Below are 15,633 nucleotides of genomic sequence, written 5' to 3' on the forward strand. Positions count from 1 at the left end.
GCCAAACATTTTAATTCTATTCTACCAAATAATCATTGGCTTGAATATCTCAAACGTCTATCTCTCTTCCGTCATCCACAGCGTTACATTTGAGAGAGAGAAATCTTTCAGATAGTGGTCAACCTCCACCTCGATCACGCCGCTGATCAGAAGCATGGACCGTTTAATATCCGTCAGATTGATTCCTAAACGTTTATGGTTTTTCATTAAGTAAGTGAAATAATGCTTCGCACACTCTTCATTGATTTCGTGAACGCATTCAACATTTGTGTAATTGACCAGGTATCTGCTGAACAGCATAAGAAGACTTAGTGCTTTTGTTGATGAAAATGTGACGTCTTTTGTTCTGTCTTTTAGTTGTTCCACTAATTCATAATATTTTTTTTCACGCACAATACTTGCCCTCTTCAATTGTGAACCCCCATTTTTTTATCCAGATAAGCACGGGTGATTACAGCTGCCGTGCTGAAGCGCCGCAAACACTTCTGCTTTCGATACTGAAATGCAGCTGCCAAACTAAAACTGTTCTCTATTAGAACCTTCTTTTATTGTAAGAACTAAAACTGACTGAGGCAACTTTCAAAAGTTTCATTTTGAATACATATTAACTCGGCATAAAGTCTCTCTTCTCTATAAATATCGGGTAATGTTTGTCCTTTATAAATGTTTAAATGTGAAAATTTTTTTAATATCTTGTCAAAACCGTCATAATTATATGCCTTTTGGTTCATTTTTTATGAATGACAAAAGAAACAGGAGACGCAAAAAACGCCTCCTTTTCATTTATTTTACAAATAATGATTTTAACGCCATTTGCAGCTGCAAATCATTTTTTTCGTCAGATTTCTTCTCATTCATCAGCTGATTCATTTTTTCCGCTGTCTTTTTATCAATGACTGCTGTTTTATCAAGCTTGTACCGGTCTTGAAACGCCAGAACGGCTTTTTTCATTGGTTTGCTGAAATAGCCGTCCGCTCTGCCCGGGTCGAAGCCTAGGCCTTTCAGCAGGATTTGGGCGTGTTTGACATCCGCGCTGTTCATATCAGGCTGAAGCGGCTGTTTCAGCTGAAGCGGTCCCGCCGCAAAATAATCCGGCTGGCTCACGGCGATTGTCGGAGCAATGCCTTTTTTGTGAATCCAATTGCCTTTCGGTGTCAGCCATTTGTAAAGCGTCAATTTAATGTTGCTCCCGTCTCCCATAGGCACGGCCTGCTGAACCGTTCCTTTACCGAAAGAAGTGTCACCGACAACGTCATAATGTCCCGCTTCTTTTAACGCGCCCGCAAGAATTTCTGAAGCGGAGGCGCTTCCTTTATCTGTTATAATATTGACGGGATACGGCTTCTTATGTTTTAAGGTTGAGAAATATTGTTTTTTATCGCCGTTACGCTCCGCAATTTGGATATACGGCATGTCTTTTGTGATGAAATGCTTTAAAATTTGTTCGACGCTTTGAAGGTAGCCGCCGGGATTCCCCCTTACATCAAGGACGAGACCGTCAATCCCTTGTTTTTCAAGCTTTTTCAGCGCCGCGGCGAAGTCTTCGGCGGTATGCTCGGAAAATGTCGATATGCCGATGTAGCCGACATGATGACCGCCTGATTCTTTGCGGGAAGCAAATACGGTTTCAAGCGGGATTTCCGCTCTTTTAATCCGGAATGACAGCTGTTTTTCAGTACCCGGACGCTGTATTTTAATAGAAACCTTCGATCCTTTTTTTCCTCTGATTTTCAGCACGGCTTCGTTTAAATCTTTCCCGTTCATTGACACGCCATTTATACTGATGATTTCATCATTCGGCTTGAGGCCCGCTTTTTCTGCCGGAGATTGCTTAAACGGTGATACGATAATGATTTTATTGTCTTTCATACCGACTTCAGCGCCGATCCCTTCGAAAGAAGAATCAAGAGAATCAGAAAACTGCTTAGCGGTCTGCTTGTCCATATAAACGGAATAAGGGTCGTTTAATGTAGACAGCATCCCCTGAATCGCTCCTTCAAGAAGCTTTTCTTTATCTACATTTTCCACGTATTCGTTCGAGATCAGCTCATATGCTTTTTCGATTTTTTCCATTGCCCGGCTTCTTTCTGCGTCTGATGAATTCGGCTGTGCCGCCCCGGCAATATGGGCTCCGCCGCACATCATGCTGACGGCCGCTATCACTGCGATCATTTTCTGCTTCATCGTTTACCTCCTCTTAGTCCTTTTACGAAAACCTGGAGATAGTATGTGTAAATTGCAAAGAATTCATGTAACGGCAACAAAAAAATGAAAATGCGAGATTGTTTCATATATATGGGTAACGTATAATATTTTGTATGCAATTCATTATATATACAGGAGAATGCGATATGAAAATAAAATTATCGATTTTATCCGCGGCGGTTCTGGCCGCAGGCATTACCGCCTTTGTCTGGCCAAAAACAGAGGCCAATGAGAAAACGCAGACGGACGCCCTGTATGTTTCTCCCGCAGGCAGCGACCAAAATGAAGGAACGAAAGAAAAGCCGTTCCGCACATTAAAACATGCGGCTGAAAAGGCAGAGGCCGGAACAACCGTATTGATTCGGGAAGGGACATATGATGAAACGTTTGAAGTAAAGCACAGCGGCACGGCCGAAAAGCCGATTACATTTCGGAACTATCAGAATGAGCATGTCGCCATCAGCGGCAAATCTGCGCCAAAAAGCGATTCTGAAACTCCGTTAATTCAAATCCGCAATAAACAGTACATTACCATTCACGGCGTTACGCTTGAGAATCTCTCCGTATCATCAGAAGATGCGACGGCCATGGGGATCTGCGTCACCGGATCAAGCAGTCATATCAACATTGACGGCAACCATATCCGGAACATTAAAACCACGGCTGATGAAGGAAACGCACACGGCATCGCATTTTACGGCACAGGCGCCATGAAGGATGTCAGCATCACAAATAATACGGTTGAAAAACTGACGCTCGGCGCAAGCGAAGCGGTCGTGCTGAACGGAAATGTTGACGGATTTAAGATTGCCGGCAATACCATCCGGGACAATAACAATATCGGGATTGACGTGATCGGATACGAAGGAACATCCAAGCAAAACGACTATGCGCGAAACGGCATCATTGAAAACAATACGGTGAGCCATAACTCTTCTTACGGAAATCCCGCTTACGGAGATGAATATTCAGCGGGCGGTATTTACGTTGACGGCGCAGAACATGTGGACATTAAGAAAAACACCGTTTACAACAATGACCTTGGGATTGAAGCCACCTCTGAGCATAAAGGGAAATACGCACGAGATATCCGGATCACGGATAACAAGGTGTACGGCAATGCTTACACCGGTATTTCAATCGGAGGCTATGACACGAAACGCGGCGGCACCATCAATTCGGTGATCGCTCACAACATCATGTACCGAAATGACACGAAGGACCTTGACGGCGGCCAGCTGCTCCTGCAGTACGGCACAAAAGGGAACACGATCGAAAAAAACATCATGACGGCAAGCGATTCACGGATTTTTATCGCAAATGATTTTACGAAAAACGAAGAAAATACCGTTAATCATAACGTCTATCACAAAGAAGAGGGAAAAGACGGTATCTGGAATTGGAAGAACAGAGAATATGATTCATTCACAGCGTACCGAAAAGGAACGGCAAACGATTCGGATTCCATTTATGCGGACCCGATGTACCGAGACGAATCGTCTTATGACTTTACATTAAAGCCCGGATCACCGGCCCTGCCCGTCATTCAGTAACGAGACCATTAAAAAAAGCCAGTCTATATCAGACTGGCTTTTGTATTTATACACGAAGGAATTTCCGGATGGAAGTCAGACTTCCCCATACCCCGATCACCGCGCCGATCAGAATGAGCACAAGTGATACTTGGAACACAAACGGACTGTACGGCAGAAGTGAAACAAATGATCCCTGAACTTTCGGGGCCACCCAAGCGACCATCGACTGGTACGTACTCAGCACGAGAGCGATCGGTATGACAGAACCGAATACCCCCAGCAGCAGTCCTTCCAGGAAGAACGGCCAGCGGATAAACCAGTTTGTCGCGCCGACAAGCTTCATGATTTCAATCTCTTTTCTTCTGGCGAAAATCGTGATTTTAATCGTATTCGAAATTAAGAACATCGCCGTGAACAGAAGGCCGATGATTAACGCAATCCCGATGTTGCGTGACACCCCGACGATCTTAAACAGACGGCTGACTTCTTCTTTCCCGTATGTCACTTTATACACATGATCAAGCTTCTCAATTTTTTTCGCGACTTTCGGCGTATCATGCGGATCTGTCGTTTTGACGATAAACGCGTTGTTCAGCGGGTTTTCCTGATCTTGCATTTTCATGGCCTTTCCGCTGTCGCCGAAGCTTTTGACCAATTGATCAAGCTCTTTATCTTTAGATGAAAACTCTACGCTTTGGATACCCGAGATGTCTTTAATCTCATTCTGCAGCGTATCCTGCGTTTTCTTATTTGACGTCAGATCGATTAATACTTTAATTTCCACTTCTTTTTCAGCATTTTTAGCCATGTTGTTTAAGTTCAGCATAATGACTAAAAACACGCCGACCAAAATCAATGTAACGGTAACGGCACTGATGGATGCAAATGTCATCCACGTATTTCTTCCGAGAGACTTAAAACTCTCACGCAAATGGCGCCCGAGAATTTTAATCATAAGAACCATACTCCCCTCTTGACTCATCACGCACAATAATTCCGTCTTCGATCGCGATGACCCGTTTCTTCATGGTGTTTACTATTTCTTTATTGTGTGTCGCCATCACGACGGTCGTTCCGCGGTTATTAATCTCTTCCAGTGTCTTCATCACTTCCCATGATGTTACCGGATCAAGGTTGCCCGTCGGTTCGTCAGCTATCACGACGTCAGGATTGTTGACGATGGATCTTGCGATGGAAACACGCTGCTGTTCTCCTCCGGAAAGCTGGTCGGGAAACTGCCGCGCTTTATGCTTCAGCTGCACAAGATCGAGCACTTCGAGCACGCGTTTTTTAATGACTGACTGCTGCTCTCCGATAACCTCAAGCGCAAACGCTACGTTTTCAAATACCGTCAATTTCGGAAGAAGTTTGAAATCCTGGAAAACAACACCTATTTTACGCCGCACGAAAGGAATCTCTTTTTCTTTCACAGCCGCGAGATCTTTATGATTAATCAATATTTGCCCTTTTGTCGGTTTTTCTTCTCTGTAAATCATTTTAATAAAAGTAGATTTACCGGCTCCGCTCGGTCCTACGACATATACAAATTCTCCGGGATGAATCATGACTGACAGCCCGTTAATCGCTTTTACACCGTTCGGATAGGATTTATATACTTCTTTCATCTCTATCATGAAATCACCTAATCTTTTATTTATGTCTTGCAGCCATAGAGTTCGCAAACGTACAGCGGTTTATGGCCGATTCGTCAGGAAACAGATGAAAAATCTGAAAGTTCCTTTTCCTCAGTACACTTCATTATACGTCAAATTTAGACATATTACTATTACAGTTTCTTTTCATTCCCAGACCGAGAAAAAACCTTGCCCCTATAACAGGCAAGGTTTTTCTGTTATTTTTTCTGTGACAGCCATTTTGCGATCTTCGCGGCTTCCTCATCATTTACAAGATGGCTCGGCATATTGCCGCGTCCGTTTTTAATGATGCTTTCAATTTTAGCTTCATCATACTTCCCGCCGACTTCCTGTAAATTCGGACCTCCGCCGCCTTCTAAGTCTTTACCGTGACAGCCGATACAGCTTTGCTGATAAAGCTCTTCGCCCGCTGACGCAGATGCTTTTGATCCGCCTGAGCTGTCAGAGCTTTCTTTTTTCGATTCATTGGATCCGCCGCATGCCGCCAGCAGGACGGACATGGTCAGAACCAGCGCCAGCAGCGCCCATTTTGATTTCATATGTAAGATGCACCCCTCCGCTATTATAACCTCGTTTACGCGCGTTTGAAACCCTCGCCGAGCACCTCGCTTGCGTCTGCGACAATGACAAAGGCTGACTCATCAATTTGTTTGACGATTTGTTTCAGTTTTGTGAATTCGGTCTGACCGACGACACACATTAAGATCGGCCGGTCATGTTCCGTATACCCGCCGACTGCGGAAATCTTCGTCACACCCCTGTCGATTTCTTTAAACACAGCCGATCTGACGGCTTCTTCATGCTGCGTAATGATTAAAGCCATTTTGGAGCGGTTGAACCCGACCTGCACGACATCAATCGTTTTGCTCGAAATAAATACCCCGAGCATCGCATACAGTCCCTGCTCCACTCCGAAAACGAGCATCGCGCTCAGCACAATTAATCCGTCCATGATGGCAAGGCACGTTCCCAGCGACAGCCCCGTGTATTTGTGAATGATCTGCGCCGCCAGAGCCGTTCCCCCTGTTGAGCCTTTGCCGAGATACACGATGCCGATTCCCGTTCCGATCCCGACGCCTCCGAAAATCGCCGCCAGCAGTTCATGGGTCGTCGCGGCAGGCAGATCTCTTGTTAAAAAGACGGCGAGCGGCAGAACGATGGAACCGACCAGTGTCTTCATTCCGAACTTCCCGCCGAGAATGATCACTCCGGCGATAAACAAAGGGATGTTAATAATCCACTGCACGTAAGCCGGTTCAAAACCAAACGTTTCTAAAATGGTGCTGATCCCGCTTACTCCCCCCGCTGCTATACGGTTCGGCAGCAAAAATACGTTAAACACGACCCCTGTAATCGCCGCACCGACCATGATATATATGTAATCTTTGATCAGACGGAGCGGCTTATTGTGATTCACATCCATGCAAAATCCTCCGTTCTCCGATTTTCTCTCGATAGCATTTTAAGTCTTCCCGGCTTAGAAGTAAATAACAGCCAAATACCGTATTAATTTGCTAAAGCGCTGTTGTGAAAAATGGAAAAAGAGAACGGATAAAAAAACACACCTTGCCAAAGGCAGGTGTGTTCCCGGATTACGACAGTTTAGAACGTAAATAGGCGTCAATGAAGATATCGATATCTCCGTCCATAACCGCCTGCACGTTCCCCATTTCCGTATTGGTGCGGTGGTCTTTCACCATGGAGTACGGATGGAAGACGTACGAGCGGATTTGGCTGCCCCAGCCGATTTCTTTCTGTTCGCCGCGGATTTCGTCAAGCTCCGCCTGCTGTTCTTCAATTCTGCGCTGATACAGCTTCGCTTTGAGCATTTTCATCGCCCGGTCGCGGTTTTTGATTTGTGAGCGTTCCGTCTGGCACGTGACGACTACATTTGTCGGCAGGTGGGTGATCCGAACGGCTGAATCAGTCGTATTGACGTGCTGTCCGCCGGCACCGCTCGCCCGGTACGTATCAACTTTAATATCTTCGGTACGAATATCAATGTCGATTTCTTCATTGAATTCAGGCATGACTTCACATGACACGAATGACGTGTGACGGCGGCCTGATGAATCAAATGGAGAAATCCGCACGAGACGGTGTACGCCTTTTTCCGCTTTTAAATAGCCGTATGCATTGTGGCCTTTAATAAGCAGTGTGACAGACTTAATTCCTGCTTCATCTCCCGGGAGATAATCAAGCGTTTCAACTTTGAAGCCGCGTCTTTCCGCCCAGCGGGTATACATTCTGAGCAGCATGGAACCCCAGTCCTGGGATTCCGTACCGCCGGCGCCCGGGTGCAGTTCTAAAATCGCATTATTTTTGTCATATGGTTCACTGAGCAGCAGCTGAAGCTCAAATTCATTCAATTCCTTCGTTAATGACTTCAGCTCTTTCTCAAGCTCTTGCTGAAGGTCCTGGTCAGGTTCTTCTTTTAAAAGATCATGCGTCATTTGCAGCTCTTCGTGAGACTCGCTCAGCTGATGATAGGAGTTCACGTATTCCTTCAGACCGTTCGCTTCGTTGATGACGGTTTGGGCCTTCTGCTGGTCATTCCAGAATTCCGGTTCCGCCATCTTTTCATCTAATTCTGCAATGCGGGCTTCCTTTGATTCGAGGTCAAAGAGACCCCCTGAAGTCCGCTAAACGAGAAGCCATATTTTCGAGCTCTGCCCTGATTTCTGATAATTCCATTCCATTCACCTCATTAAAAGATCCGGGGCGCCATAAGACGCAGACCCGGTCATGTTCGCTTCATACAGTCCAGACTATTCTGTCCGGCCGCAGCAATTTTTATATTTTTTTCCGCTTCCGCAATGGCAAGGCGCGTTGCGTCCGATATCCACAACTTTGCGGACCGGCGCTTTTTTCGCTTGTTTGGCCTCATCGCCGTCCTGCGGCTGATGAGCCGTCGTTTGGCCCTGAACAACTTCTTCGCGTTCCAAATTGCTTTCAATCTCGGCCTTCATGACGAATTTCGCAACTTCGTCCTCAATGGACTCAATCATGTGCTCAAACATTGCGAAACCTTCCATTTGATATTCACGCAGCGGATTTGTCTGCGCATAAGCGCGAAGGTGAATCCCTTGACGCAGCTGATCCATCGCATCAATATGATCCATCCATTTTGAATCAACGGCACGCAATACGATGACTTTTTCAAATTCACGCATCTGCTCTGTACCGAAATTCTCTTCTTTTTCATTATATTTTGTCATGATGCGGTCCATGATCATCTCATGCATTTCATCCGGTTCTTTTCCGAAGATATCGCTCTTTTCAAGCGCGCCTTCATCAAGATACGTTGAATTCACCAGCTCCACGAGGCCGTCAAGATTCCATTCTTCCGGAAGCTCCTCTTTCGGCGTATAAGCGGCAATCGCACGCTCCAGAGAAGACTTGATCATGCCTTCCACAATGTCGCGCAGGTTTTCAGAGTCAATGACTTCAAAACGCTGCTTGTAAATGACTTCGCGCTGCTGACGGAGCACGTCGTCATATTGAAGAAGCTGCTTACGTGAATCGAAGTTGTTTCCTTCGACACGTTTTTGAGATGATTCCACGGCGCGTGACACCATTTTGCTCTGAATCGGCGTGGAGTCATCCATACCGAACCGATCAAGCATCGCCATCGTCCGTTCAGCTCCGAAACGGCGCATCAATTCATCCTCCATTGAAAGATAAAATTGTGTGATGCCCGGGTCTCCCTGACGTCCTGAACGTCCGCGGAGCTGATTGTCAATCCGGCGGGATTCGTGACGTTCCGTCCCGACGACTGCAAGGCCGCCAAGCTCTTTTACACCTTCGCCGAGTTTAATGTCGGTTCCGCGTCCCGCCATGTTGGTCGCAATCGTGACAGCGCCTTTTTGTCCCGCTTCTTCAATAATCTGAGCTTCACGCTCATGGTTTTTGGCATTCAGCACCTGATGCGGAATCCCTTTGTTTTTCAGAAGTTTAGAAATCAATTCAGACGTTTCAACGGCAACCGTACCGACAAGAACCGGCTGTCCGGTCATGTAGCGCTGGGCGACATCCTCCGCCACCGCCTTGAATTTCCCTTCCATTGAGCGGTAGATCAAGTCCGGACGGTCGTCACGGATGACCGGCTGGTTGGTCGGGATGGATACAACCTGCATGTTATAAATATTGCGGAATTCTTCCTCTTCCGTTTTTGCGGTACCGGTCATACCGGCCAGCTTCTCGTACATACGGAAATAGTTTTGGAACGTAATCGTCGCCAATGTCATGCTTTCATTTTGAATCTCCAGGCCTTCTTTCGCCTCAATCGCCTGGTGAAGACCTTCGCTGTAGCGGCGTCCTTTCATCAGACGGCCGGTGAAGGAATCAACGATGACGACCTGGCCGTCCTCAACAACATAATCCACGTCTTTCTGCATCGCCGCATGGGCTTTTAAAGCCTGGTTGATATGGTGGTTCAAGGCCACGTTTTTGACATCAAACAGGTTGTCGATGCCGAACGTTTTTTCAGCCTTCGTCATTCCTTCTTCCGTCAGCTGAACGCCTTTCGTTTTGACGTCATACGTATAATCCTGATCTTTCTTGAGTGTGCGGACAAACGCATTTGCCTGCACGTACAGTTTTGTGGACTTCTGAGCTTGTCCGGAAATAATCAATGGCGTTCTCGCTTCATCGACTAAAATTGAATCAACTTCATCAATAACGGCAAAATGAAGCGGGCGCTGCACCATTTGTTCTTTATAGAGCACCATGTTGTCACGCAAATAATCAAAGCCGAGTTCATTGTTCGTTGAATACGTGATATCGGCTGCGTAAGCTTCGCGTTTTTCGTCTTTTGACATCGAATTCAGGTTCAGGCCGACTGTAAGCCCGAGAAACGCAAAGATTTCTCCCATTTGCTGGGCATCACGGCTCGCCAGATATTCGTTGACCGTTACGACGTGAACGCCTTTTCCCGTCAAGGCATTTAAATACACGGGAAGCGTAGACGTCAGCGTTTTCCCTTCCCCTGTTTTCATTTCGGAAATGTTCCCCTCATGAAGGGCGATGCCCCCCATGAGCTGCACTTTAAACGGGAACATGCCGGTTACGCGGCGGGAAGCTTCACGAACGACGGCAAACGCTTCGACAAGAAGGTCATCCGTCGTTTCTCCTTTTTCAAGCCGCTCTTTAAATTCTGCTGTTTTATTTTTAAGCGCCTCGTCAGAGAGATTTTCATAATCTCCTCTTACGGCATCAATGTCATTTGCTATTTTTTCGTATTTGTTCAGCGCACGTTTGGTCGGATCAAACATTTTATTTAAAATCCCAAGCATCTATAACGCTCCTCTATGTTCACATGCAGATTTTGCATGGAATAAATGATAATTTTCTGTCCATGTATACCTCTCATTATCATAACATACCTTTTGCTATTTCCAAAGAATTTGCAGATAAAGATAGAGAAAAACCTTCCGCGCGTTCACGGAAGGCTGGATGGGTTTATTCAGTCGGTTCAATTAATCCGTATTTGCCGTCATTTCTGCGGTAAACGACATTTGTGAGATTCGTCTCCGCGTTGGTGAATACGAAGAAATTATGTCCGAGCATATTCATTTGGAGAATCGCTTCTTCATTATCCATCGGTTTTAAATTAAAACGCTTTTGACGGACAATTTCCGGGCTGTCATCTTCAATTTCGTCCTGAACCGCTATGCCCGTATCAGCAGCGCTGCCGTTCTCGAAATAATGTTTCGGAAGACCCTGCTCGCGGAATTTTCGGTTGACTTTTGTTTTATGCTTTCGGATTTGACGTTCCAGCTTGTTTGTTGCGAGATCAATTGCATTGTACATATCCTCGTTATGCACTTCAGAACGAAGCGCCAGATCAGTCATCGGAATGGTGACTTCAACTTTGGATTCCTTATCGTTATAGAATTTTAAGTTGACGTTCACATCGGCATTGACGCTCTGCTCGAAATATCGTTCCAGCTTGCCGATTTTTCTCTCCACATGATCCTTTAACGCAGGTGTAACCTCAATGTTTTCTCCTCTGATATTGTAGTTCATCAAAGAACGCCTCCCTTTATCTAAGGATATGTAACTATTTCTCTTTTACCCCTTCTGATCCCTGCTGAAACGTTAAAATAATGTGTAAATTCGGTGAACGATGACGAATGGTGTCGGTTTTATCCGGCAGCGTCCGGCAGGATTATAAGTATATGCAAAGGACGCAGGCAAAAGACCTGCCGCTTGCAGCAGGTCTAGTGAAGAACATACGGTTTGATGCAGTCGTGCGTCTGCTCCATCCATAGCTTATAATGCGGCAGAAAGATGGTTTTTAAAAACTCCTGAAAAGGGGCGGACGGGAAATCATAATCATTTAACATGCTGAAATCCTGAAAGATCTCGTCAAATGAGCGGATCGCCGTCTCCACGCATCGGCACTCAATGATAGACAGCAGAAGTGCATGAGAGGAATCGAGATGAAAAAAAGCATGAATCAAATCGTTGTAAATCCGCTCGCCCTCCGTCTTAAAAAAATCATCCTGCGTGTCCAACAGGTAGCAAAGCCCCTCATCAATCGTAAAAAGAAGCTGGTAATAGGCTGACACCAAATGGTAATCGTTCAAACTTCTCAAAACACTCACCTATTTGCGTTTGTCGTAATAACGGCCGTCACTTGTCGTTTGCTGATACGGATTGAAATACGTATTATGGTAGATTCGTTTTTTCTTAAGCGTTTTTATTTCATTTCGGATGCCATCCTGAATCCGTTTCACTTCGCCGGTAATCAGACGGTCCATCGCGGCCACCTGCTGAAGCAGCGTTTTTTCTTCTTCGGAAAAAGGCGGCTTTATGCCCGCAAGCATCTCCTCCCTTTTCTCCGTAAATGCCGTAACGCTGCTGATGAGACCGTCGCTTTCCGGGGCGTCCTTCAGTGCAGCGTACATGTTCTTCGTTTCGTTATACAAAGAAAAGACATTGCTGTTCATCAGGCAAGGCCGCCCGCGCCATGGCTGTTTTTCCGTTCACTCTGCATGGCCTGCTTCCACGTGTCGCGAAATTCAGTAACGAGCTTTTCCGCTTCATCTAAAAACTCTCCGTTATTCTGCACGTTCGCATCGATCAGCCGGCGGCGGATGTAATCATAGATTGATGACATCTGCTCAGAAATCTCAATCTCCCGGTTTAACGTGATGCTGAGCTCTTGAATGATGTTTTGCGCCTTTACGATATTTTCATTTTTGGCTTCAAGGTTGTTTTGCTTCATCGCCTGCCTTGCCAGCTTAATGAATCGCAGGCAGCCGTTATAAAGCATAAGGGTCAGCTCTTCCGGAGCGGCTGTAAAGACGGATGTCTGCTGATAAGCAGCAAAAGGATTATTTATTGCCATTTTTATAAAACCTCCAAGGTTATGATGTTGAAGATCCTAACATTGACGTGAGATATGAAGATTGGCTGTTCAATTTCTCCAATGCCGTATCCAGTGCGCTGAACTTTTTATAATATCTCGTCTCGATGTCATCCAGCTTCGTTTTCATATTGGAAATATTTGTTTCTATTTCATCCAGGCTTTTTCCAATGGCAAAGCTGGTTGATACCGAGCTTTCCGTACCCGCCTGTTTTGAAATTTGAATCTGCATTTTATTTAATGTGTCTTTTAATCTCCGGGCAATCCCCTGTTCCTCCGGGTTTTTGGTTTTCGCTGTATCAGGGCTGTCTGCATTAAACAGTTTAGCCACGAGAGCAGGATTCTCGGTAATTTTCTGTTTCAGTTTCGCTTCGTCTTTAATGACAAGCTTTCCTTGATCCGTATAACTATCAGACGTCTCAATTCCGAAATCGGCAAGCTGATATTTTTTCCCGTCAATCGTAACCGTTGAGTACAGATCAAGCCGCATCTCCGCCAAACCGTTCTGCAGCGTGCTGTCGCTCCGTAATAAACCGCTTTTGGCTTTTGCCTCCCACTGCTCAATCTGCTTATCGGTCATTGCTTCTCTTTGTTCATCGGTTAGCGGCTTATAATCGCGGTATTTTGATTCTGTCACCTTCTCGTTTGCGCTTTTAATTAACGTATTGTATTTATCAACGAAATCTTTAATGTTGTTAAAAATGCCGTCCGTATCAGTCGTGCTGTTAATCGTAACCGTTTTATTGCTGTCCGTCACGCTGTTCAGCGTGTATTTGATGCCGTTGATCGTAAAGTTATTTGACGTTTTTGTCATTTCAAGCCCGTTGAACGTAAACTTCGCGTTTTTCCCTTCGGCATTGGCCGTCAGTTCATTTGTTGCATCATCAACGGCAAAACCGAGCTGATCTTTCAGAAAGCTTTTGGTCGCGTCATCACCTGCTGAAAGGATAAACCCTTCGCCCGTTTTATTGGAAGTGAACGCAATCGTGTCCACATAATTCGAGCCGTTGGAGATTTTCTCTTTTAAAGCCGTCACTCCGAGACCCGAGCTGTTCAGTTTGGTGACCACATCATCAATCGTATCGGTTGCGGCGATCGTGACGTTTACCTCAGTCGGCTTCGTTTCACCCGGATTTGTGACATTGAATTTCAATGTTTGGCTCTGACCCGAAGTGAAATTGATAGCGCCCGATGATTTATATGTCGTCGGCGTAGCCAGCTGCTGTACAGACATGCTCGTTGAAATATTCTGTTCAGCACTGACAGCCACCGCGCTGACACTGGAATCCGAACTTGTTACTGTTTTTTTATTCCAGTTTGTGGACATCAGCATATTATTAAATGTAGTAGAATACATGTCGGCAATCTGGGTATTCATTTCCCGATAAGCATCGCGCTTCCATTCAAGCGTCTGCTTTTGCTGGTTTAATTTATTAAGCGGCTGCTTTTCGGCATCCATCATTTTTTTCACCAGAGAATCTACATCAAGACCGGAATTAAGGCCTGTGATTCTTGTGACCATATGTACCCTCTCCTTTTCGGCGTTTAGTCGTAGACGGCTCTATGACAACAGTGAGTTTCCGACTGTTTATCATATCACAGCTCCATAAATGTATGATCTTATTCTTATATCGGTCATATTAAAAGGTTTTCAATAATTTAACTGCAAAATATAATGTTTCATTTTGTCAATAGGGCTCTTTGGCTTGCTGAAGGGGGAGATAGCTGAAGAAATAAAAAAAAGACCCTGGAGAACCAGGATCTTTCCGTCATTAACCTTTAAGCAATTGAAGAACTTGCTGAGGCTGTTGGTTAGCTTGCGCAAGCATAGCTTGGGAAGCCTGAGTAAGGATGTTGTTTTTCGTGTACTCCATCATCTCAGAAGCCATGTCTACGTCACGGATACGTGATTCAGCAGAAGTCAGGTTCTCAGAAGAAGTACCAAGGTTGTTGATTGTGTGCTCTAAACGGTTTTGAACCGCACCAAGTTTAGCGCGCTCGCTAGATACTGTGTCGATAGCTGTTTTGATTGTTGTAAGAGCTGAAGACGCAGCTTTAGCTGAAGAAGAGATGTCGATACCTTTTGTTACTTTTGTATCTTTAGCTAATGCACTGTCAGCTTGATAAACTAATTTATCAGCATCGTCATAGTAGCCATTCGGCCCTTTAGAACCGTCAGTGACAAGTGTTGCTTCTTTTCCATCTGCAGTTACAAGCTTAGAACCGTCATCATTTGCTGTGTAAGTCGTACCAACTTTCAGGCTTTCAGAGTCCATTTTATTGATAGACAGGCTCATTGTTTGGCCTTCGTTAGCTCCGATTTGGAACGTCAGGTTTTGCGCAGTTCCGTCAAGAAGTTTCTTCGTGTTGAACTCAGTGTCAGTAGAGATTCTTGTTACTTCAGACGCTAATTGGTCCATCTCTTTTTGAAGCTCAGAACGGTCAGAATCTGTGTTTGTATCGTTAGCCGCTTGTGTAGCAAGCTCGCTCATACGCTGAAGAATGCTGTGAGTTTCGTTCAATGCACCCTCAGATGTTTGGATAAGAGAGATTCCGTCTTGAGCGTTTTTAGACGCCATGTCTAAACCGCGGATTTGAGAACGCATTTTTTCAGAGATCGCAAGACCCGCAGCGTCATCACCGGCGCGGTTGATGCGAAGACCTGAAGATAATTTTTCCATGTTTTTAGAAGCAGCGTTTGAACCTGCATTCAGCTGACGGCTTGTGTTAAGAGCCGCGATATTGTGGTTGATTCTCATTTTGTATTTCCTCCCTGAATTGTTTTTCGCACGTCCTTGTGCATTTGCGCAGCATCATTTCTGAAGAAAAATTTTCCTCTCATTGGCTACAATATATATATCGGATG

The 15,633-nt window shown here is 45.3% G+C and carries 15 protein-coding genes; 1 reads left to right on the plus strand and 14 read right to left on the minus strand.

The features are described 5' to 3' along the window. Window positions 1-57: 57 nt before the first annotated feature. Window positions 58-411, minus strand: coding sequence for a swarming motility protein SwrAA (gene swrA, locus VP472_RS17205; protein ID WP_014305920.1), 354 nt, complete (start codon window positions 409-411; stop codon window positions 58-60). Between the two features lie 372 nt (window positions 412-783). After that, on the minus strand, window positions 784-2,145 hold the full coding sequence (gene ctpB, locus VP472_RS17210; RefSeq protein ID WP_404977408.1) for a carboxy-terminal processing protease CtpB: 1,362 nt from the start codon (window positions 2,143-2,145) through the stop codon (window positions 784-786). 206 nt (window positions 2,146-2,351) lie between these two features. On the opposite strand from ctpB, the gene VP472_RS17215 reads away from it, so the two are divergent. Continuing rightward, on the plus strand, window positions 2,352-3,758 hold the full coding sequence (locus VP472_RS17215; protein WP_102422850.1) for a right-handed parallel beta-helix repeat-containing protein: 1,407 nt from the start codon (window positions 2,352-2,354) through the stop codon (window positions 3,756-3,758). 46 nt (window positions 3,759-3,804) lie between these two features. Here VP472_RS17215 and ftsX read toward each other — a convergent pair whose 3' ends face one another. From ftsX to VP472_RS17275, 12 genes are all read right to left on the minus strand, one after another. Further along, the gene (gene ftsX / locus VP472_RS17220; protein WP_013353766.1) at window positions 3,805-4,695 is read right to left on the minus strand and encodes a permease-like cell division protein FtsX; all 891 of its coding nucleotides are present in this window, start codon (window positions 4,693-4,695) and stop codon (window positions 3,805-3,807) included. After that, window positions 4,688-5,374 carry a cell division ATP-binding protein FtsE gene (gene ftsE, locus VP472_RS17225; protein WP_003151418.1) on the minus strand — a complete coding sequence of 229 codons (687 nt, stop codon included), beginning with the start codon at window positions 5,372-5,374 and terminating at the stop codon, window positions 4,688-4,690. Before ftsE ends, ftsX begins: the two co-directional genes overlap by 8 nt. A 218-nt stretch (window positions 5,375-5,592) precedes the next feature. Then, on the minus strand, window positions 5,593-5,934 hold the full coding sequence (gene cccB, locus VP472_RS17230; protein WP_003151417.1) for a cytochrome c551: 342 nt from the start codon (window positions 5,932-5,934) through the stop codon (window positions 5,593-5,595). Between the two features lie 35 nt (window positions 5,935-5,969). Continuing rightward, the gene (locus VP472_RS17235) at window positions 5,970-6,818 is read right to left on the minus strand and encodes a YitT family protein (RefSeq protein ID WP_146275622.1); all 849 of its coding nucleotides are present in this window, start codon (window positions 6,816-6,818) and stop codon (window positions 5,970-5,972) included. A gap of 169 nt (window positions 6,819-6,987) precedes the next feature. Beyond that, window positions 6,988-8,089 (minus strand): peptide chain release factor 2 gene (gene prfB, locus VP472_RS17240; protein ID WP_096034905.1). Its coding sequence is split into 2 segments (ribosomal slippage): window positions 6,988-8,016 and window positions 8,018-8,089, totalling 1,101 coding nucleotides; the frame shifts between segments, so codons are not numbered across the junction. 74 nt (window positions 8,090-8,163) lie between these two features. After that, the gene (gene secA, locus VP472_RS17245) at window positions 8,164-10,689 is read right to left on the minus strand and encodes a preprotein translocase subunit SecA (RefSeq protein ID WP_003151414.1); all 2,526 of its coding nucleotides are present in this window, start codon (window positions 10,687-10,689) and stop codon (window positions 8,164-8,166) included. 166 nt (window positions 10,690-10,855) lie between these two features. Beyond that, entirely contained in the window at window positions 10,856-11,422 is a 567-nt protein-coding gene (gene hpf, locus VP472_RS17250) for a ribosome hibernation-promoting factor, HPF/YfiA family (RefSeq protein WP_146275624.1), read from the minus strand. Window positions 11,423-11,616: 194 nt separating this feature from the next. Continuing rightward, window positions 11,617-11,994, minus strand: a complete 378-nt coding sequence (locus VP472_RS17255; RefSeq protein ID WP_146275626.1) for a DUF8042 domain-containing protein — start codon at window positions 11,992-11,994, stop codon at window positions 11,617-11,619. A gap of 9 nt (window positions 11,995-12,003) precedes the next feature. After that, window positions 12,004-12,348 (minus strand): flagella biosynthesis regulatory protein FliT, encoded by a 345-nt coding sequence (gene fliT, locus VP472_RS17260; RefSeq protein ID WP_003151410.1) that lies wholly within the window; start codon window positions 12,346-12,348, stop codon window positions 12,004-12,006. Continuing rightward, complete coding sequence (gene fliS, locus VP472_RS17265) at window positions 12,348-12,749, minus strand: flagellar export chaperone FliS (protein WP_003151407.1); 402 nt, start codon at window positions 12,747-12,749, stop codon at window positions 12,348-12,350. Before fliS ends, fliT begins: the two co-directional genes overlap by 1 nt. A gap of 19 nt (window positions 12,750-12,768) precedes the next feature. Beyond that, a complete protein-coding gene (locus VP472_RS17270) occupies window positions 12,769-14,289 on the minus strand; it encodes a flagellar hook-associated protein 2 (RefSeq protein ID WP_146275628.1) in 1,521 nt (506 codons plus the stop codon). 250 nt (window positions 14,290-14,539) lie between these two features. Then, on the minus strand, window positions 14,540-15,526 hold the full coding sequence (locus tag VP472_RS17275; protein WP_015387631.1) for a flagellin N-terminal helical domain-containing protein: 987 nt from the start codon (window positions 15,524-15,526) through the stop codon (window positions 14,540-14,542). Between the last annotated feature and the right edge of the window lie 107 nt (window positions 15,527-15,633).

It is taken from the genome of Bacillus sp. MT(2024) (genome assembly GCF_036362845.1).
Lineage (GTDB): Bacteria > Bacillota > Bacilli > Bacillales > Bacillaceae > Bacillus > Bacillus velezensis.

Coding starts and splice junctions, on each gene's coding strand:
- fliS (WP_003151407.1), bottom strand. CDS start 12,749: ATGGCAATAAATAATCCTTTTGCTGCTTATCAGCAGACATCCGTCTTT.
- secA (WP_003151414.1), bottom strand. CDS start 10,689: ATGCTTGGGATTTTAAATAAAATGTTTGATCCGACCAAACGTGCGCTG.
- VP472_RS17275 (WP_015387631.1), bottom strand. CDS start 15,526: ATGAGAATCAACCACAATATCGCGGCTCTTAACACAAGCCGTCAGCTG.
- cccB (WP_003151417.1), bottom strand. CDS start 5,934: ATGAAATCAAAATGGGCGCTGCTGGCGCTGGTTCTGACCATGTCCGTC.
- fliT (WP_003151410.1), bottom strand. CDS start 12,348: ATGAACAGCAATGTCTTTTCTTTGTATAACGAAACGAAGAACATGTAC.
- ctpB (WP_404977408.1), bottom strand. CDS start 2,145: ATGATGTGCGGCGGAGCCCATATTGCCGGGGCGGCACAGCCGAATTCA.
- ftsX (WP_013353766.1), bottom strand. CDS start 4,695: ATGATTAAAATTCTCGGGCGCCATTTGCGTGAGAGTTTTAAGTCTCTC.
- VP472_RS17270 (WP_146275628.1), bottom strand. CDS start 14,289: ATGGTCACAAGAATCACAGGCCTTAATTCCGGTCTTGATGTAGATTCT.
- ftsE (WP_003151418.1), bottom strand. CDS start 5,374: ATGATAGAGATGAAAGAAGTATATAAATCCTATCCGAACGGTGTAAAA.
- hpf (WP_146275624.1), bottom strand. CDS start 11,422: ATGAACTACAATATCAGAGGAGAAAACATTGAGGTTACACCTGCGTTA.
- VP472_RS17235 (WP_146275622.1), bottom strand. CDS start 6,818: ATGGATGTGAATCACAATAAGCCGCTCCGTCTGATCAAAGATTACATA.
- VP472_RS17215 (WP_102422850.1), top strand. CDS start 2,352: ATGAAAATAAAATTATCGATTTTATCCGCGGCGGTTCTGGCCGCAGGC.